The sequence below is a fragment of the Saccharothrix longispora genome (genome assembly GCF_031455225.1).
GTDB classification, from domain to species: domain Bacteria; phylum Actinomycetota; class Actinomycetes; order Mycobacteriales; family Pseudonocardiaceae; genus Actinosynnema; species Actinosynnema longispora.
Map to the genome: position 1 here is coordinate 8,322,705 of NZ_JAVDSG010000001.1, position 17,970 is coordinate 8,340,674.

Below are 17,970 nucleotides of genomic sequence, written 5' to 3' on the forward strand. Positions count from 1 at the left end.
CTTGGATGCCACCGGACTACCCATCGCGAGTCGCGCCCGAAACCTTTATCGCTACCGGGAAACCGCCTTGCGGTACTGGCGGGTCGCCAGCGGGACGAAGACCGCCAGGAACACCGCCACCCAGATCAACGTCGCCGACACCGGGTGCCGCAACGGCCACGAGTCCGCCACGGGCATCATCGCGTTGGTGTTGCCGAACAGCTCGCGCGCCGCGGCGGTCACCGCCGACACCGGGTTCCACTCGGCGAACACCCGCAACGCCCCGGGCAGGTTGCTCTCCTGCACGAAGGTGTTCGCGATGAACGTCAACGGGAAGATCACGATGAACGAGGCGTTGTTGAACACCTCGGGGCTTCGCACCATCAACCCGACGATCGCCATGCCCCAGGACAGCGCGTAGGCGAACAGCAGCAGCAGCGCGAACCCGGCCAGCGCCTCCAGCGGCGACGAGTGGATGCGCCACCCGACGGCCAAGCCGGTCAACGACATCACCACGATGACGAGCACGTTGTTCAGCAGGTCCGACGTGGTCCGCCCGATCAGGACCGCGGACCGCGCCATGGGCAGCGACCGGAACCGGTCGATCACGCCTTTCTGGATGTCCTCGGCCAGACCGGAGCCGGTGATCGTCGCGCCGAACACCACGGTCTGCGCGAAGATCCCCGCCATCAGGAACTCGCGGTAGTCCATGCCCGGCACGGCGATCGAACCGCCGAACACGTAGGCGAACAGCAGCACGAACATGATCGGCTGCAACGTCGAGAACACGAGCAGGTCCGGGACCCGCTTGATCTTGATGAGGTTCCGCTTGGCGACGACCGCGCCGTCGGCAAGGGCTTCCGTGAACGCGCTCATGCCCCCAACTCCTCCTGCTTCTCCCCGTCGGCGCCCGCGGTGCCCCCGGCGCCGTCGGCGGTGGCGTGCCCGGTCAGCGACAGGAACACGTCGTCCAGCGTGGGCCTGCGCAGGCCCACGTCGAGCACCTTCACCGATTCGGCGTCCAGCCGCCGGATGCCGTCCACCAGCACGTCCGCCCCGCCCGACACCGGCACGGTCAGCCGGTGCCCCCGGTCGTCCAGCACGATCTCGCCGACCGCCAGCGGCGCCAGCGCGGACCTCGCCGTCCGCGCGTCCTGCGCGGTGCCCACCGTCAGCTCCAGCCGTTCACCGCCCACCTGGGCCTTCAACTCGTCCGCCGTGCCGAGCGCGATGACCCGCCCGTGGTCGATGACCGCGATCCGGTCCGCCAACCGGTCGGCCTCCTCCAGGTACTGCGTGGTGAGCAGCAGCGTGGTGCCGCCGGCCACCAGCTCGGAGATCACGTCCCACATGCCGAGCCGGCTGCGCGGGTCCAGGCCCGTGGTCGGCTCGTCGAGGAACAGCACCGACGGCTTCGCCACCAGCGCGCCCGCGAGGTCGAGCCTGCGGCGCATGCCGCCCGAATAGCCCTTCACCGGCCGGTCGGCCGCCTCCACGAGGTCGAACACGGTCAGCAGCTCGCGCGCCCGCTCCCGGCTGCGCCGCTTGCCCAGGTGGTACAGCCTGCCCACCATGTCGAGGTTCTCGAACCCCGTCAGGTTCTCGTCGACCGCCGCGTACTGGCCGGAGAGCCCGATCCGGCGGCGCAGCTCCTTCGCGTCCGCGACGACGTCCAGCCCCGTCACCGTCGCCCGGCCCCCGTCCTGCTCCAGCAGCGTCGTCAACACCCGCACCGTCGTGGTCTTGCCCGCGCCGTTCGGCCCGAGCAGCCCCATGACGGTCCCCTCCGGCACCACGAGGTCGAGGCCGTCCAGGGCCACCACCGATCCGTAGCGCTTGACCAGTCCCTCGGCCACGATCGCGTCTGCCATCGGGCCATGATGGACCCCGGGTCCGACAATTTCAGGCGGATTGCGTGTTCCGCGTGGGGGCTAACCTCATCGGGTGTCCGATGTGATCAGGCGTGCCGTCCCGACCGACCTGCCCGCGCTGCTGCCCCTGGTGCGGGAGTTCTACGAGGTGGACGGGCACGTGTACGACGAGGACGTGGTCACGTCGGCGCTGGAGCCGCTGCTGCGCGACGACCGGTTCGGCCAGGTGTGGCTGTTCGAGACCGGCTACGCGGTGCTCACCTGGGGCTACTCGCTGGAGTCCGGCGGGCGTGACGCGCTGCTCGACGAGTTCTTCGTGCGCAACCGGGGCGGCGGCGTGGGCGGCGCGGTCGTCGCCGCGCTGGTGGAGCGGGCCCGCGCGGCCGGTGCGCGGAAGGTGTTCCTGGAGACCGAGGACCGCAACGAGGCAGCGCGCCGGTTCTACCGGCGGCACGGGTTCGCGGACGAGGCGTCGACCTGGCTCAGCCGCGAGCTGCGGGCCGACCCGTAGCCGGTCGTCGGACAGGCGGCCGGGGTGGGCTCGACGCCCACCCGACGGGCGCCGCAGAGCCCTTCGACACCCGGAGTTCAGACTCGCGAAACCCATGTGTGGCCGAACTGTTGCCCGCGCTGATCACGGTCCGCGACCACCGGGGCGCGAGGTCGGGAGCGCTCGTCCCGCCGGTCGCGTCGTCGCGGGCGGTCCGGTCCGCCCCGCCCGTCCGAGGTACGCGGTTCCGACCGCCCGTCGTCGCGGATCGGATGCCATAACCGCTCGTCGTGGCCGTCCACCGCGGACCGGACCGCCGGTGCTGACCGGCGGCCCACGCGCGTGCACCACGTCGCGGGGCGCTCGACCGGCAGTCGCGAGACCCCGCCGGCGAAGCATGTCGTCGAGGCGGATATGCGCCGTACGGTGCTGGATCGAGGGAACCGGCCACGTGGTGCCCGCGCACTAGGGTGTCCGCAGTTCTTTCAGCGAGGAGTGTCCGCATGGCAGCCGTCCAAACCCGACGCAAGCGCAAGCTCGGCCAGTTCCTCAACGCCCTGCGCAAACGGGCCGGCAAGACCGAGGTCGACTACCACGCGCTCACGCGCAAGACGCAGTCCACGCTGTCGCGCATGGAGAACGGCTACATCAGTCCGAGTTGGACCGAACTGGGAGCCCTCCTCGGGCTCTACGGGGCCACGGACGCCGAACGGCGCGAAGCGGAAGCGCTGTGGGAGGACGCCAAGCAGGACGGCACCCGACTGGTCTACGCGGCGGCGTACACGCCGGAGGCGCGCACCTACGCGCGGCAGGAGGCCGACGCCACCGAGGTGCGGACGATCGAGATGATCGTCATCCCCGGCCTGCTCCAGACCTCCGCGTACGCCGCCGCCATCCGGCTCGCCGGGCAGCGCTTCATGGACTCCTCGGTGTCCGCCGAACAGGTCGCCGCCGCACTCGCGAACCGGCAGCGCCGGCTGCCGGGGCTGCGACTGCACGCCGTGATCGACGAGGCCGCGCTGCACCGCGTCGTCGGCGGCCGGCAGGTCATGCGCGAGCAGTTGTCGCATTTGCTCGACACGGGGAAGCGGGACAACGTCGTCATCCAGGTGATCCCGTTCGAAGCGGGCGCCCACGGGACCATGTCCGGGGGCGGCGCGACCGCCCTCCGCTTCGACGACAGCGATCCTTCAGCCGTCTACCTGGAGTACGCCGGCGGTGGTAAGTGGGTGGACAATCCCGCCGATGTGCAAAAGTACCTGCTGCACTTCGAGGAAATGGTGAACGAGGTCGCCCTGTCGCCCAAGGACTCGGCCTCGTTGATCAGGAAAACGGCAACGGCACTGAAGGACACATGATCAACGACAAGACGTGGCGCAAGAGCACCCACTCGGGTGCCGGCAACAACTGCGTGGAACTGGCCGTGGACCGGACGTCCACGCGCGTCCGGGACAGCAAGCGGCCCGAACCGCAGCTGACCTTCGGGGAGCGCCCTTTCCGGGCGTTCCTCACACTCCTCCGACAAACCTGACCGTCACCGCCAGACCACCGTCCGCTCCGGTGTCGCGGTCACCGCGGCGCCGTGGGCGGCGGCCCCGTCCGGCCAACCGGTTCTCGCCGTCCGTAGTGGCAGGGTTGTCCGTAAGCCGTTCGTGTTGTGTATTCACCCCTACAAGTGGCACACGTAGTTGTTTTTCTTCCCTTGATGCACCCGGTCGGGTGACCCCAACTTCGTTGGGTGCTCGTTTAACTGCTCAGGGTGTTCATATTTCGCGTGATGCATCGACGATGAATGCTCATCGCCCGTCGAAAGCGCGTCGTGCCGGTCGGACATCGCACTGAAAGTTTCGCCCGGTCCGGTGAGTCGGGTGCACACGTGCGGACCGCGGCCCCTGCCGCGCGCCCGGGTCCGCCAGGACGTCACCCCGACCGCCCGTCGAGAGCAGCGCGACGCCACTGTGAGTGGGCGGCGACTCCGGCACGTCGTCCCGCCGGTCACCCGATCCGGCACCGCCTCGTCGGGTGCTGACGGACTCGACGAGGCGGTGCGACGGCGACGGCGCGAGCACAGTGTCCCCCACCCGACCTCGTCGCACCGGACCCGAATGCGCGACCCATCGGTCCCGAGTGCCGCACCCCCGCGAGAGTCCAACCCCGCGAGAGTCCAACCCCCGGGAGGGGCGAGTCCGACGTTCGGGAGCCCCGAGTTCTACGTCCAGGCGGGTCGCGGAAGGCGTTCGGCCCACTCCGGGGCGTTCGCGACCTTCGCGACCCGGATGCCCCACCACCTCGCCACGCCGCCGAACGCCGGCGGCGCACGCCCCTTCGGGCCCACCTCCCCGCGGGTTCACGAGCGCCGACCACACGGCCGGGTCTGCGAGGACGCCCCGAGTCGACGCGCCGCACGCGGGTCGGCACCGTGACGTCCACAATGGACGTGTCGACGCGGTGCGGTTGCCCGCCGGGCGAACTCGGTCGTCCGGCTCGACGCGATGGGCCGGCCGGTGGGTCCGGGCGGCGGCGCCGGCGGATCGGGTGGAACCGGTCGCTGCCGGCGGGGCGGCCCCGGCGAGGCGCTGACCGGGCTCGCGCCTGGTCCGGGTGCGCGGCCGGCAGCGTGCCGGCGGCGCACCCGGACCGGGACTGCCCCGGCATCCGGTCCCGAGGCGATCTCGACTAACTCGATCAGGTGATCATCGAGGAGGAGATGTACGCAAACGCGATCTCGCGACTCGGTTGGAACATGAGGAAACCCCGAGCGACCACGGCCGCCCCCCGCGTCACCCGTCCAGTCCTCAATGGACCGCGAGCACCCCGTCGACCCGGCGCGGAATCCCCAGCGGGTTGCCGTCGCGCAGCTCGGCGGGCAGCAGCTCGTCCGGCCAGGACTGGTACGTGACCGGCCCGACCCACCGCCGGATGGAGGTCGCGCCGACCGACGTGTGCAGCGCGTTCGTGGTCGACGGCCAGGGCCCGCCGTGGTGCATCCCCCACGCCACGGCCACCCCGGTCGGCCAGCCGTTGAAGATCAGCCGCCCCACGACCGGTCGCAGCGCCTCGGCGACCCGCCCGGCGTCGGCGAGCTCGGCCTCGGCCGCGTGCACCGCGCCCGTGAGCGTGCCGGGCAGCTTCGGCAGCACGTCGAGCAGCTCGTCGACCGACGAGTAGGTCACCACCACCGCCGCCGGCCCGAAGTGCTCCTCGGTCAGCGTCGCCAGGTTCTCCGCGAACCCGGCCAGTGGCACCTGGTACAGCTTCGGCTCGACGCTCCACCCCTCGGCGGGCGTCGTGCCGCGGGCGACCAGTCGGGCCAGGCCCGACGCGGCCAGGTCCTCGGTGCCCGAGCGGTAGGCGTCGCACATGCGCTCGTTGAGCATCGGCCCGCCGACCGCGCCGGACACCGCCGCGGCGAGCGCGGGGACCAGCGACTCGGGCGCGAACAGCAGGCCGGGGTTGGTGCAGAACTGGCCGACGCCGAGCGTGAGCGAGCCGGCGAACTCGGCCGCGAACCCCTCGGGGCGCGCGGCGGCGGCGCGGGGGAGGACGACGGCCGGGTTGATGCTGCCCAGCTCGCCGTAGAACGGGATCGGCTCGGGGCGGGACGACGCGAGGTCGAACAGCGCCCGGCCGCCGGCGGTGGAGCCGGTGAAGCCGACGGCCTTGACCGCGGGGTGGTTGACCAGCGCCACGCCGGCCTGCTGGCCGTGGACCACGCCGAAGACGCCCGGCGGCAGGGCGGATTCGACGATCCGCGCGGTCGCCTCGGACGTGCCGGGGTGCGACGGGTGCGCCTTGACGACCACCGGGCAACCGGCGGCCAGGGCGGAGGCGGTGTCGCCGCCGGCGATCGAGAACGCGAACGGGAAGTTCGAGGCCGCGAACACGCCGACCGGCCCCAGCGGGCGGAGCATGCGCCGGAGCACGGGACGTGGCGGGATGATGTCGGGGTTCGCGGTGTCGAGGGTGGCCTCCACCCAGCTGCCCTCGCGCAGCACCTCGGCGAACAGGCGGAGCTGGTTCGTCGTGCGCTTCAGCTCGGTGGTCAACCTCGGTCGGCCCAGGGCGGTTTCGGTGTCGGCCAGGGTGACGAGCGCCTCGGACCCGGCGTCCAGCGCGTCGGCCACCGACTCCAGGGCGTCGGCCCGGTCGCGGGCGGGCAGCGCCGACCAGGTCGGGAAGGCCGCCGCCGCGGCGGTGACGACCCGGTCCACGTCGGTGTCGCCCGACTCAGGGATCGGCGGGCCGGAGGGTTCACCGGTACGGGGGTTGTAGCCCTGCACGCCCCGCACACCCCGCGTGTCCGGGACGTCCTGCGTGTCCTGGACGTCCGGCGTGGTCCGCGCCCCCGTCATCGACCGGCCTCCTTGACCGCCGTGTCGAAGTCCGGACCGCACCACACGCCACCCAGGTGGGTGTACGCGGGCGAGGCGGGGTCGAGTTCGCCCTTCTCCGCCACGACCTCCTCGGCGAACACCTCGGAGTCGTCCTGCGACTTGTAGCCCAGCGCTTCGGCCTCGGCCAGCGAGAACCACCTGCGGGTGTTGTCCGAGACGCCCCACACGACCCGGAACCCCGGTGACGGCGCCGACAGGCACGCCTCGAACAGCCGCGCGCCGTCGTCCGGCGACAGCCACGTCGACAGCATCCGGGCGTCGCGCGGCTTCTCGAAGCACGACCCGATGCGCACCGCGATCACGTCCATCCCGTACCGCGACGCGTACAGGCTGCCCAACGCCTCCAACGCCACCTTGCTCACGCCGTAGTACGTGTCCGGCTGCGGGAACAGGTAGTCGCCCGCCTCACCGGAGGACCGCTGGTAGTACCCGACCGCGTGGTTCGAGCTGGCCAGCACGACCCGCCGCACCCCGGCCCGCCGCGCGGCCTCCAGCACCACGTGCGTGCCGTTGATGTTCACGTCGAGGATCTCCGCCCACGGCCGTTCCAGGCTGTGGCCGCCGAGGTGGATCACGGCGTCGACGTCCGCGCAGGCGGCCTCCATCGCGGCCGCGTCGGTCACCGACGCCGTCACGATTTCCACCCGTTCGTCGGAGTCCGACGGGGGGATGGGGGCGATGTCGAGCAGGCGCAGGGTCCGGTCCGGGGCGGCCAGCCGGCTGCGCATCAGCGTGCCGACGATGCCGGCCGCCCCGGTGATCAGGATTCGTTCGGTCACCATTCGACCTTTCGGGGGAACGAGAGGGGACAAGCGGGGAGAACGAGGAGAGGAGCGGGCAGCGGGCCGGGAACCGCGTCAGCGGCCGAACTGGCGCAGCAGTTCGGTGATCGTGCGGGCCCCGTGGAGGAGCGCCTCGATGACCTGGCGCTCGTGGTCCTGGTCCAACCGCCCCAGCGGCACGGAGCAGCTCATCGCGTCGAGCACGGGGTTGCGGTAGGGCAGCGCGACGGCGAAGCAGCCCAGGCCGGGCGTGTTCTCCTCGCGCTCGTGGGCGTAGCCGACGGCGCGGAACCCGGCCAGCTGCGCGTGCAGCGCGGGCCGTTCGACGATCGTGTTCTGGGTCAGCGGCACCAGGCGCGCGGGCAGGATGGAGTCGACCTCGGCGGGCGCGCGGGCGGCCAGCAGCGCCTTGCCCAGCGACGTGGAGTGCGCGGGCAGGCGGCGGCCGACGCGGGACACGACGCGCAGGTGGTGCTCGGACTCGCGGCTGGCGAGGTAGACCACGTCAGCGCCGTCGAGCCGGGCGAGGTGCACGGTCTCGTTGATCTCGCGCCGGACCTGCTCCATGACCCGGATGGCCACCTGCACCACGGGGTCGTGGTCGAGGTAGGAGGTGCCGACGAGCAGCGCGCGCACGCCGATGCCGTAGGTGCCGCGGGTCTGGTCGAGCTCGACCCAGCCGCGGGCGACGAGCGTCTGCAGGAGCATGTAGAGGCTCGACTTCGGGTAGCTCAGCTCGCGGTGCAGTTCGGTCAACGTCAGGGGCCGGTCCGACGACGACAGGACTTCGAGCAGTTCCACAGTCCGGTCGGCGGACTTGACCGCGTTCGGCCGAGCGGGTGACGCGGGTCCAGTCACGAAGTCCTCCACGGGAAACGTTCCGGCAACACGCTCTTGACACGTCGCAGCGCCGATTCTTACAGTCCGGCCAACACGTTCACAAGTACGACCCCGCTTCACATATATGAAAAGTATGGCCGTGAACAGGAGTCAGGGTCAATGAGAACTTCCGACCGGTGCGTCGAGGCTGCCGCTGCGCCGACCGCGTTGGGGTTCGCCGTGCCCGGTGCGCTCACACCGGACGCGCACGACCCGACCTCCCGGAGGTCGGTCCGATGACGGCGGTCGAGGCCGCCCGAGACGTGGGGGCGGTGGCCGGCGGCGGCGGTGCCACCGCTCCCCACCCCGTGAGGCGACCCCGCCGGGGCCGCCTCACGGGAACCACCCAGCGGAGGACCACCCAGCGGAGGACCACCCAGCGGAGGACCACCCAGCGGAGGACCACCCAGCGGAGGACCACCCAGCGGGGGACCGCCGAACACCGCCGCCGCCCCGATCACCTTCCGGCACAACGGGTCCGGCCCTGCTCCGGCCGACCCGGCCACCTCCGAACCCACCACCTCAGGCCCGCACGCCCGCGCCCCGCTCACCACCGCACCCACGACCGCCCACCGGCAGTACGGTCGGGCGGGGGAGACGGCGCGGGCGTCACGGGGAGGTCCGTCAGCGCGTTCGCCGCCTGCGCGCCGGCTCGCGAGGAGTTCCGCGATCGCGGTGCTCGTCTCCACCCGGACCGGGGAGCGGCACCCGCCGCCGCCGGTCGCCGCCGCCGACCGCAGCACTGCCGGGGCCGGTGCCCTACCTGCCCGCGCGGAACACCTCCGCGCGCGGCCGGTCCGCGCACCTGCCGCCGCAAAGCCCTTCCTGCGTGGGATCACCACCGGAGCGATCAAGGATGAAGGTCTGGGTATGCAACTGGATGGGGTGCTGTTCTTCCCGGTGACGCCGTTCGACGCGGACGGCGCGCTCGCCGAGGACGTGCTGGCGGAGCACGTCGGGCGCGGGGTCGCGGCGGGCGCCGGCGGCGTGTTCGTCGCGTGCGGCACCGGCGAGTTCCACGCGTTGGAGCCGTCGGAGGTCGAACGGGCGGTCACCGTCGCGGTGGAGGCCGCGGCGGGGCGCGCGCCGGTGTTCGCGGGCACGGGCGGCCCGCTGCCGGTCGCGCGCGAACTCGCGCGCGGGGCCGGGCGGGCGGGCGCGGACGGCCTGCTGCTGCTGCCGCCGTACCTGGTGACCGGTCCGCCCAGGGGGCTGGTCCGGTACGTCACCGGGGTGGCGGAGGCGACGGACCTGTCGCTGATCGTCTACCAGCGCAACAACGCGGTGTTCACGCCGGAGACGGCGGTCGAGGTCGCGTGCCTGCCGACCGTGGTGGGCCTGAAGGACGGGCTGGGCGACATCGACCTGCTCCAGCGGATCGTGCTGGCGGTGAAGGCCGAGGTGGGCAAGCCCTTCCAGTTCTTCAACGGCCTGCCCACCGCCGAGATGACCGTGCCCGCGTACCGGGGCATCGGCGTCGACCTGTACTCGTCGGCGGTGTTCGCCTTCGCGCCGGAGATCTCGCTGGGCTTCTACAAGGCCGTGCAGGCGGGCGACCAGGCGTTGGTGAACCGCTACCTCGCCGAGTTCTACAAGCCCCTGGTCGAGCTGCGCGACAAGGTCCCCGGCTATGCGGTGGCACTGGTCAAGGCCGCCGTGCGGGCCACCGGCCTGGACGTCGGCGGCGTGCGGCCCCCGCTGGTCGACCCGTCGCCGGAGCACCTGGCCGAGCTGGAGAAGGTCGTCGCCGCGGGGCGGAGCCTGGCCGCATGAGGATCACCGACATCGCGGTCACCCCGGTCGCCTTCCGGGACCCGCCGCTGCTGAACTCGGTGGGCGTGCACGAGCCGTGGGCGCTGCGCACGATCGTCGAGGTGCACACCGACGAGGGGATCTCCGGCCTCGGCGAGACCTACGGCGACATCGGCCACCTCGACCGCGTGCGCGGCGCCGCGCCCGGCCTGGTGGGCCTCGACGTGCACGACCTCAACGGCCTGCGCGCCCGGGTCGCCGACGCCCTGGGCGGCGTGGCGGGCTCGGACCGGCACGGCCTGACCGGGCCGCTCACCGCCGAGTCGACCGTCGACCGCGTGTTCGCCTCCTTCGAGGTCGCCACCTGGGACATCCGGGGCAAGGCGCTGGGCCGCCCGGTCAGCGACCTGCTCGGCGGGGCCGTTCGCGACACCGTGCCCTACAGCGCCTACCTGTTCTACAAGTGGGCCGGGCACCCCGGCGACGAGCCCGACGCGTTCGGCGAGGCCCTGGACCCGGCGGGGATCGTCGCCCAGGCCGAGGCGCTGATCGACGCGCACGGCTTCGGCTCGATCAAGCTCAAGGGCGGTGTGCTCGAACCGCGCCAGGAGGTCGAGGCGGTCCTCGCGCTGCGCGAGGCGTTCCCCGACCACCCGCTGCGGCTCGACCCGAACGCGGCGTGGACGCCCGCCACGTCGCTGGAGGTCGCCGCCGCCCTCGACGGCGTCGTCGAGTACCTGGAGGACCCCGCTCCGGGCATCGACGGCATGGCGGAGGTCGCCGCCGGGGCCCCCATGCCGCTGGCGACGAACATGTGCGTCATCGCCTTCGAGCACCTCGCCCCCGCGGTGGCGCGGGGAGCGGTGCAGGTGGTCCTGTCCGACCACCACTACTGGGGCGGCCTGTCGCGCTCCAAGGAACTGGCCGCGATCTGCCGGACCTTCGGCATCGGCCTGTCCATGCACTCCAACTCCCACCTCGGGATCAGCCTCGCGGCCATGACGCACCTCGCCGCGGCCACGCCGAACCTGAACTACGCCTGTGACACCCACTACCCGTGGAACGCCGCGGACGACGTGATCACGACGCCGTTCACCTTCGTGGACGGCGCGGTCCGGGTGCCCACCGCACCCGGTCTGGGCGTCGAGCTGGACCGCGACGCCCTCGCCCGTGCCGCCGAGGCGTACCGCGCCTGCGGCCTCGTCCAGCGCGATGACACGGGGTACATGCAGCAGCACGAGCCGTCCTACGAGAGGAAGCGCCCCCGGTGGTGAGGACCGTCGCCCACGTGTACCCGTGGGACGTCGTCGGCGACCCCGACGCGGTGTCCCGCGTGGCGTCGCTCGGCGTGGACGCCGTGGCCCTGGCCGCGTCGTACCACACCGTGCGCGCCGCGACCCCGTTCCACCCGCGGCACCGGCTGGTGGACGCGCGGCACGCCGCGTTCTACCTGCCCGTGCGGGACGAGGCGTGGCGAGGCAAGCGTTTGCGCCCCGCCGCGCAGTCCTGGGTGGACGGTCCCGACCCCTACGGTGAGGCCTCCGCGCTGCTGCGCGGGGCCGGCCTGCCCGTGTACGCCTGGACGGTGCTGACACACAGCAGCCGGCTGGGCGAGGCCAATCCCGACCTGGTGGTGCGCAACGCGTTCGGGGACGCCTACCCCTACGCGCTGTGCCCGTCGAACGACGACGTGGCCGAGTACGCCTCGACGCTGGTGTCCGAGGTGCTCGAACTCGGCCGACCGGACGGCGTCGTGCTGGAGGCGTGCGGCCCGCTCGGGTTCTTCCACGGCGGCCACCACGAGAAGACCGACGGCGCCGACTGGTCACCGGTGCAGCAGAAGTTGCTGTCCCTGTGCTTCTGCGCGGCCTGCGCCACCCGCTACACCGACCCGGAGGGCCTGCGCGAGGCGGTCCGCACGGGGATCGACAGCGGGGCGGAGGACGTGGAGGAGGCGCTGGGCGAGCGGGCGGCGCACGTGCGCCAGGTGCGCGCGGACGTCTCCCGCTCCCTGCGCCGCCGCCTGGTCGGCGAGATCCGCGCCGCCGCGCCGGACGTGCGCATCGCCGCGCACGCCACCGCCGACCCGTGGGGCACCGGGCCGTTCGCCACGGTCGCCGGTGGCGTCGACGCCGACGTCGACGTGCTCACGCTGACCTGCTGGCCGGGCGTCGACGCGTCGCTGCCCGCGATCCGCGCCCTGCGGGCGGAGGCGCCGGGCGTGCGCACCGCCGCGTACGTGCTGGCCCTGCCGCCCAAGCCGGTCGACGGGGACGCCCTGCTCCGGGAGTGGGTCGCCTACGCCGAGGCGGGCGTGGAGGAGTTCCACCTCTACCACGCGGGGCTCGCCTCCGAGCAGCGCCTGGACGCGCTGCGACACGCCGTGGCGGGGATCGGGGATCACCTGAACGGGTAGCAACGGGCAACTGTGAAAAGGGCGGGGCAACCCCGGACGCCGGGGGCTCCGTCCTTTCCACATGAGGAGCACAGGAACGCTGGGAACCGCGCTCGGTGCGGGCGCGCTGCTGATCGCACTAGTCGGCTGCTCGTCGTCCACGCCCGTGGGCGCGCAGAGCGGTCCGACGCTGACCACGGTGCCGTCGTCGAGCGCACCCGCCTCCGAGGAGCCGGAGTTCGACAGCCCCGTGCCGCCGGAGGGGCAGGAGGTGCCCGCGGAGAAGATCACCGCCTCCGTGCCCGAGGGCACCCCGACGACGGTCTGGACCGAGGAGGACGGCACCGTCCTCGGCGCCATCGGCCAGGAGGGCGGGTGCACCAGGGCCAGCCTGGAGATCACCGAGCAGACCGCCCAGGTGGTCAAGGTCGTGCTCGTCGAGACCACCCCCGCCGACCAGCAGGTCTGCACCATGGACATCCGGTACCCGCCGCTGACGGCGAAGCTCGACGCGCCGCTCGGCGACCGCCAGGTCGAACTCACCACCCGACAGGACACCGAGTAGGTCCTCGCCCCGGTGCCCGGTCGACCCGCCCCGGTCGGCCGGGCACCGCCCTGTGCAACCACCGGGGGCGCGACTACCGTCTTCTGACCATGAGGAACGCCAAGGTCGCCGTCCCCGCACTCGTCCTGCTCGCCCTCGCGGCCTGCACCAGCACGGGGTCCCCCGGTCCGTCGGACACGTCCTCCACGGGCACGTCCACGGCTTCGTCACAGCCGTCGACAACGTTGTCATCCCCCGGTTCGCCGACCGGACCGGCCCAGTCGCGCCCCACCGAAGTCCCGCCGCCGCAGACCAGCGCCGCGCCGCTGCCCGGCGGTTCGACCGAGGTCCCGGACGGGCGGGTGGACGGCGCGACGCTGCCCGACACCTACAAGCGCGAGGCGTGGGCGTCCGCCGACGGCCGGACCGTGCAGGTGGTCGGCCTCGCGGGCGGCTGCAAGACCGCGTCGGCGGAGGTCACCGCCCAGTCCGCCGACCAGGTGCAGATCACGCTGGTGACCACGTACCACCCGCCGGCCGGCGGGGGAGTGTGCACGGAGGAGCTGCGCGACGTGCCGCTGAACGTGGTGCTCGACGCGCCGCTGGGCGACCGGCGGATCGTGCTGGAGTCCCGCGAGCAGACCGGCTGAACCGCTCGCGACCTCCCTCCTCACTCCTCCACGGGGAACGGGCAGGCGCCGTCCCACGCCACCCACACGTTGGCCTCCACGTCCTCGACGCCCGTGCCGGCCTCGCCGACGTAGAGGCCGAGCGGGCACCGGTGCGCGGAGAGCTGGCGCAGCGTCCACGACTTCAGGTCGCCCTCACCGCCCTCGACGAGCCGGCCCGCGTGCCGGTCGATGCGCTTGAAGCGCGCCGTCGTGCCGTCCGACTCGATCACGCTCAACTGCCGGAACTGCGACCCCACTGCGATCACTCCCCGTCACAACCCAGTACTCTGTGAATACGCAGAAGCTATGCTGTTTGCACAAATTGTGTAAACAGCTCGATAGGGTGATCAGGGGAAGCGTCATGAGCAGTCCGCACCGCAGTGCCGCGCGCATCCAGATCGGCACCTCGCTGCGCCGCATGCGCGAGGAACTGGACCTGCCCCGCGAGCACGCCGCCGAGGTGCTGGACTGCACCGTCACCAAGATCGGCAACATCGAGACCGCCGTCAGCGGCGTCAAGTACGCCGAGCTGGAGAAGCTGCTCGACCTCTACCGCGCCGACGAGGCGACCCGCGACGACCTGCTCGGCCTCAACACCGACGCCAACCGCCGCCGTCGCCGCAGCAAGCGCGGCGGGGTCATCGTGCCGTGGCTGCGCCGCATCCTCGACGTCGAGGCGAGCGCGACCGAGGTCCTGTACTCGTCGTTCGAGCTGGTCCCGGCCGTCCTCCAGACCGAGTCGTACGCCCGCGCGCTGATGACCGCCGTCGGCCTGACCGAGGAGGCGCTGGAGAAGAACCTCGAACTGCGCCTCGGCCGGCGCGCCCTGCTGACCGACCGGCAGCCGCCGCTGAAGCTGTGGGCGGTGATCGCCGAACCCGCGCTCCGGGCCGGCATCGGCGGCCCGGAGGTCATGCGCGAGCAGCTCGGACACCTGCTGGCCATGACCGAGCGGGAGAACGTCGTCGTGCAGGTGATGCCTCAGGGAGCCGGGGCGCACGCGCTCACCGGCACTACGCTGACCCTGTTCCGGCTGCCCGAAGGACTCCCGTCCCTGATCAGCGTCGACACCCCGTTCGGTCCCGAGTTCGTCGACAACGCCGCGCAGGTGGAGCGGACCACCCGCTGGTTCGACTTCACCCGGGCCAAGGCGCTGGGAGTCGAGGAGAGCCGAGAACTCCTGATCCGGATCACGGAGGAGACTCGATGAGCCTGGAAGTCGGAGTCTGGACCAAGTTCAGCGGTGGCGGCGACAACTGCGTGGAAGTCCTGCGGACGGACGACGAGGTGCTGGTGCGCAACTCGAACCGCCCCGAAGAAGCCCCACAGCGGTTCACCCACACCGAGTGGGACTTCTTCACGCGCGGCGCGAAGCTGGGTGTGTTCGACCTGTAGGCCGGTTACCTCCGGAAGCTGATCTGGAGGGTCGGGGCGGAGGTCTCGGCGAAGAAGTCGTTGCCCTTGTCGTCGACCACGACGAACGCGGGGAAGTCCTCCACCTCGATCTTCCAGACCGCCTCCATGCCCAGCTCGGGGTACTCCAGCACCTCGACCTTGCGGATGCAGTCCTGCGCGAGCCGCGCCGCCGGGCCGCCGATCGACCCCAGGTAGAAGCCGCCGTGCGTCCGGCAGGCGTCGGTGACCTGCTTGGACCGGTTGCCCTTGGCCAGCATGACCATCGACCCGCCCGCCGCCTGGAACTGCTCGACGTAGGAGTCCATGCGGCCGGCCGTCGTCGGCCCGAACGACCCGGACGCGTAGCCCTCGGGCGTCTTGGCCGGACCGGCGTAGTACACCGGGTGGTCCTTGAGGTACTGCGGCATCGGCTCGCCCGCGTCCAGGCGCTCCTTGATCTTGGCGTGCGCGATGTCGCGCGCCACGACCAGCGGACCGGTCAGCGACACCCGGGTCTTCACGGGCAGCTTCGACAGCGTTTCCCGGATCTCGGCCATCGGGCGGGTCAGGTCGATCCTCACGACCTCGTCCGACAGGTCCTCGCCCTGCACGTCGGGCAGGAAGTGCGCCGGGTCGCGCTCCAGTTGCTCCAGGAAGATGCCCTCGGGCGTGATCTTCGCCTTGGCCTGCCGGTCCGCCGAGCACGACACGGCGATGCCGACCGGGCAGGACGCGCCGTGCCGGGGCAGCCGGATGACGCGCACGTCGTGGCAGAAGTACTTGCCGCCGAACTGGGCGCCGATGCCGAAGTCGCGGGTCAGCTCCAGCACCTGCTGCTCCAGGTCGACGTCCCGGAACGCGTGCCCGAGCGGCGAGCCCTCAGTGGGCAGGCCGTCGAGGTAGCGGGCGGACGCGAGCTTGGCGACCTTCAGGTTCTGCTCCGCCGACAGGCCGCCCACGACCACCGCGAGGTGGTACGGCGGGCACGCGGCCGTGCCCAGCGAGCGCAGCTTCTCGTCCAGGAACCTCGCCAGCCGCGTCGGGTTCAGCAGCGCCTTGGTCTCCTGGTACAGGAACGTCTTGTTCGCCGAGCCGCCGCCCTTGGCCATGAACAGGAACTCGTACTTCGGCTCCACGCCCGGCGCGGTGAACAGGTCGATCTGCGCGGGCAGGTTGGTGCCGGTGTTCCGCTCGTCCCAGAACGTCGTCGGCGCCATCTGCGAGTAGCGCAGGTTCAACTCCTGGTACGCCTCGAAGATGCCCCGGGACAGGGCTTCCTCGTCGGTGCCGCCGGTCAGCACGGACTCGGTGCGCTTGCCCATCACGATCGCGGTGCCGGTGTCCTGGCACATGGGGAGCACGCCGCCCGCGGAGATGCACGCGTTGCGCAGCAGGTCCATGGCGACGAACCGGTCGTTGCCGCTGGCCTCCGGGTCGTCCACGATCGCGCGCAGCTGCGCCAGGTGCGACGGGCGCAGCAGGTGCTGGATGTCCCGGATCGCCTCCTTGGCGAGCAGCGTCAGCGCCGCTGGCTCGACCTGGAGGAACGTGCGGCCGGCCGCCTCGACGACCGACACGCCGTCCGGTGTCACCAGCCGGTAGTCGGTGTGGTTGTCCTTGGCCAGCGGCAGGACGTCGGTGTACTGGAACGTGGTGGTGGGCACAGCGGGCACGTCGCGGGCTCCCTTGCGCGCTTCGGGTTCCGCCGAACCTATACCGATCACGCCGCCGCGTCCGCGTCCCCGTGGTGTGATTCGCGTCGTGGTCCACAGCCTCACCAAGCGGCAGCTGCCCGCCGGCGAACTCGACGCCCTGCTCCACCGCGCGGTGGGGCGGCGCCTGTCCTCGCACGTCGAGCTGACCGGTGGCATGTTCAACACCGCCTACCGGCTCACCGCCGACGACGGGCGCGGGTACGTGCTGAAGGTCGCGCCGCCGCCGGGCGTGCCGCTGCTCACCCACGAGCGCGACCTGATGCGCACCGAGGGGCTGGCGTTCCGGCTGATGGCCGAGCGGGGCGTGCCGGTGCCGGAGGTGCTGCTGCACGAGGACGACGTGCTGCTGATGACCGCCCTGGACGGCGTGCCGTGGCACGGGGCGGACCTGTCCGACACCGAGCGGGCCGCGCTGCGCCACGAGCTGGGCACGATCGTCCGGCGGCTGCACGGCGTGACGGGGGAGCGGTTCGGCTACCCCCACGGGCCGGGCGGGACGACGTGGCGCGAGGCGTTCGGGCGCATGGTGGACGCGGTGCTCGCCGACGCCGACCGGTTCGGCGTGGAACTGCCCGACGTGCGGCCGGTGTTCGAGGCGGGGGCGGAGCTGCTGGACGAGGTGACCACTCCGGTGCTGGTGCACGGCGACCTGTGGGAGGGCAACGTCTTCGTCGCCGACGGGCGCGTGGAAGGGCTGATCGACCCCGAGCGTGCGTTCTTCGGCGACCCGCTGGCCGAACTCGTGTCGGTGGCGCTGTTCACCGAGCCGGACGCCGACTACCTCGCCGGGTACGGCAAGGAGGGCTTCACCGGGGCCGAGGCGGCGCGCCTCGCGCTGTACCGGGCGCACCTGTGCCTGGTGATGATCGTGGAGGGCGTGCCGCGCGGCTACGCCGGCGAGGAGCGCGACGCGCACGTGGCGTTCTTCCGCGCCAAGCTCGCCGAGTACCTGGCGCTGTAGGGGGATAACGCGGAAGGCCGGGCCGGCCCCCGACCGCCCCGACCTTCCTCAGCGTGCGACCCCCGCGAAATGGCGCGGGAAGTCGCATGGCTCGTGTACCGCACGACCGTGCCGTGACCGCAGTCACAAGTCAATGCTGCCG

18 protein-coding genes are annotated in these 17,970 nt (G+C 72.1%); 11 read left to right on the forward strand and 7 right to left on the reverse strand.

The features are described from left to right. Positions 1-51: 51 nt before the first annotated feature. Positions 52-855, reverse strand: coding sequence for an ABC transporter permease (locus J2S66_RS36795; RefSeq protein ID WP_310314419.1), 804 nt, complete (start codon positions 853-855; stop codon positions 52-54). Next, entirely contained in the window at positions 852-1,850 is a 999-nt protein-coding gene (locus J2S66_RS36800; protein ID WP_310314424.1) for an ATP-binding cassette domain-containing protein, read from the reverse strand. The genes J2S66_RS36795 and J2S66_RS36800 overlap by 4 nt, the downstream gene beginning before the upstream one ends. A 73-nt stretch (positions 1,851-1,923) precedes the next feature. On the opposite strand from J2S66_RS36800, the gene J2S66_RS36805 reads away from it, so the two are divergent. The 3 genes from J2S66_RS36805 to J2S66_RS36815 all read left to right on the forward strand — a co-directional run bounded on the left by J2S66_RS36805 (position 1,924) and on the right by J2S66_RS36815 (position 3,871). Next, entirely contained in the window at positions 1,924-2,361 is a 438-nt protein-coding gene (locus J2S66_RS36805) for a GNAT family N-acetyltransferase (RefSeq protein WP_310314427.1), read from the forward strand. Positions 2,362-2,843: 482 nt separating this feature from the next. Further along, positions 2,844-3,698: a helix-turn-helix domain-containing protein gene (locus tag J2S66_RS36810; RefSeq protein WP_310314430.1), complete on the forward strand. Its 855-nt coding sequence runs from the start codon at positions 2,844-2,846 to the stop codon at positions 3,696-3,698. Beyond that, a complete protein-coding gene (locus J2S66_RS36815; RefSeq protein WP_310314433.1) occupies positions 3,695-3,871 on the forward strand; it encodes a DUF397 domain-containing protein in 177 nt (58 codons plus the stop codon). The genes J2S66_RS36810 and J2S66_RS36815 overlap by 4 nt, the downstream gene beginning before the upstream one ends. A gap of 1,264 nt (positions 3,872-5,135) precedes the next feature. Here J2S66_RS36815 and J2S66_RS36820 read toward each other — a convergent pair. The 3 genes from J2S66_RS36820 to J2S66_RS36830 form a co-directional block, all read right to left on the reverse strand. Continuing rightward, positions 5,136-6,692, reverse strand: a complete 1,557-nt coding sequence (locus J2S66_RS36820; RefSeq protein ID WP_310314438.1) for an aldehyde dehydrogenase (NADP(+)) — start codon at positions 6,690-6,692, stop codon at positions 5,136-5,138. Beyond that, positions 6,689-7,516 (reverse strand): NAD-dependent epimerase/dehydratase family protein, encoded by an 828-nt coding sequence (locus J2S66_RS36825; RefSeq protein ID WP_310314440.1) that lies wholly within the window; start codon positions 7,514-7,516, stop codon positions 6,689-6,691. Before J2S66_RS36825 ends, J2S66_RS36820 begins: the two co-directional genes overlap by 4 nt. A gap of 75 nt (positions 7,517-7,591) precedes the next feature. Continuing rightward, a complete protein-coding gene (locus tag J2S66_RS36830; protein ID WP_310314443.1) occupies positions 7,592-8,374 on the reverse strand; it encodes an IclR family transcriptional regulator in 783 nt (260 codons plus the stop codon). 891 nt (positions 8,375-9,265) lie between these two features. Between J2S66_RS36830 and J2S66_RS36835 the strand changes: the two genes are divergently transcribed. The 5 genes from J2S66_RS36835 to J2S66_RS36855 all read left to right on the forward strand — a co-directional run bounded on the left by J2S66_RS36835 (position 9,266) and on the right by J2S66_RS36855 (position 13,736). Beyond that, positions 9,266-10,168, forward strand: a complete 903-nt coding sequence (locus J2S66_RS36835) for a 5-dehydro-4-deoxyglucarate dehydratase (protein ID WP_310314445.1) — start codon at positions 9,266-9,268, stop codon at positions 10,166-10,168. Then, the gene (locus J2S66_RS36840) at positions 10,165-11,421 is read left to right on the forward strand and encodes a glucarate dehydratase family protein (protein ID WP_310314449.1); all 1,257 of its coding nucleotides are present in this window, start codon (positions 10,165-10,167) and stop codon (positions 11,419-11,421) included. Before J2S66_RS36835 ends, J2S66_RS36840 begins: the two co-directional genes overlap by 4 nt. Beyond that, positions 11,418-12,563, forward strand: coding sequence for a hypothetical protein (locus J2S66_RS36845; protein ID WP_310314453.1), 1,146 nt, complete (start codon positions 11,418-11,420; stop codon positions 12,561-12,563). The genes J2S66_RS36840 and J2S66_RS36845 overlap by 4 nt, the downstream gene beginning before the upstream one ends. A 61-nt stretch (positions 12,564-12,624) precedes the next feature. Continuing rightward, complete coding sequence (locus tag J2S66_RS36850; protein WP_310314455.1) at positions 12,625-13,107, forward strand: hypothetical protein; 483 nt, start codon at positions 12,625-12,627, stop codon at positions 13,105-13,107. 89 nt (positions 13,108-13,196) lie between these two features. Beyond that, positions 13,197-13,736: a hypothetical protein gene (locus J2S66_RS36855; RefSeq protein ID WP_310314458.1), complete on the forward strand. Its 540-nt coding sequence runs from the start codon at positions 13,197-13,199 to the stop codon at positions 13,734-13,736. Positions 13,737-13,756: 20 nt separating this feature from the next. Here the strand turns inward: J2S66_RS36855 and J2S66_RS36860 are convergent, their stop codons facing one another. Further along, positions 13,757-14,014 (reverse strand): hypothetical protein, encoded by a 258-nt coding sequence (locus J2S66_RS36860; RefSeq protein WP_310314461.1) that lies wholly within the window; start codon positions 14,012-14,014, stop codon positions 13,757-13,759. Positions 14,015-14,118: 104 nt separating this feature from the next. On the opposite strand from J2S66_RS36860, the gene J2S66_RS36865 reads away from it, so the two are divergent. Together J2S66_RS36865 and J2S66_RS36870 are read left to right on the forward strand one after the other, a co-directional pair. After that, positions 14,119-14,967, forward strand: coding sequence for a helix-turn-helix domain-containing protein (locus J2S66_RS36865; RefSeq protein ID WP_310314464.1), 849 nt, complete (start codon positions 14,119-14,121; stop codon positions 14,965-14,967). Further along, entirely contained in the window at positions 14,964-15,152 is a 189-nt protein-coding gene (locus J2S66_RS36870) for a DUF397 domain-containing protein (protein ID WP_310314467.1), read from the forward strand. Before J2S66_RS36865 ends, J2S66_RS36870 begins: the two co-directional genes overlap by 4 nt. Positions 15,153-15,157: 5 nt before the next feature. Here J2S66_RS36870 and J2S66_RS36875 read toward each other — a convergent pair whose 3' ends face one another. Beyond that, positions 15,158-16,825, reverse strand: a complete 1,668-nt coding sequence (locus tag J2S66_RS36875) for a fumarate hydratase (protein WP_310314469.1) — start codon at positions 16,823-16,825, stop codon at positions 15,158-15,160. An 88-nt stretch (positions 16,826-16,913) separates the two neighbouring features. Between J2S66_RS36875 and J2S66_RS36880 the strand changes: the two genes are divergently transcribed. Continuing rightward, positions 16,914-17,828, forward strand: a complete 915-nt coding sequence (locus J2S66_RS36880) for a phosphotransferase (RefSeq protein WP_310314472.1) — start codon at positions 16,914-16,916, stop codon at positions 17,826-17,828. Positions 17,829-17,970: the final 142 nt, after the last annotated feature.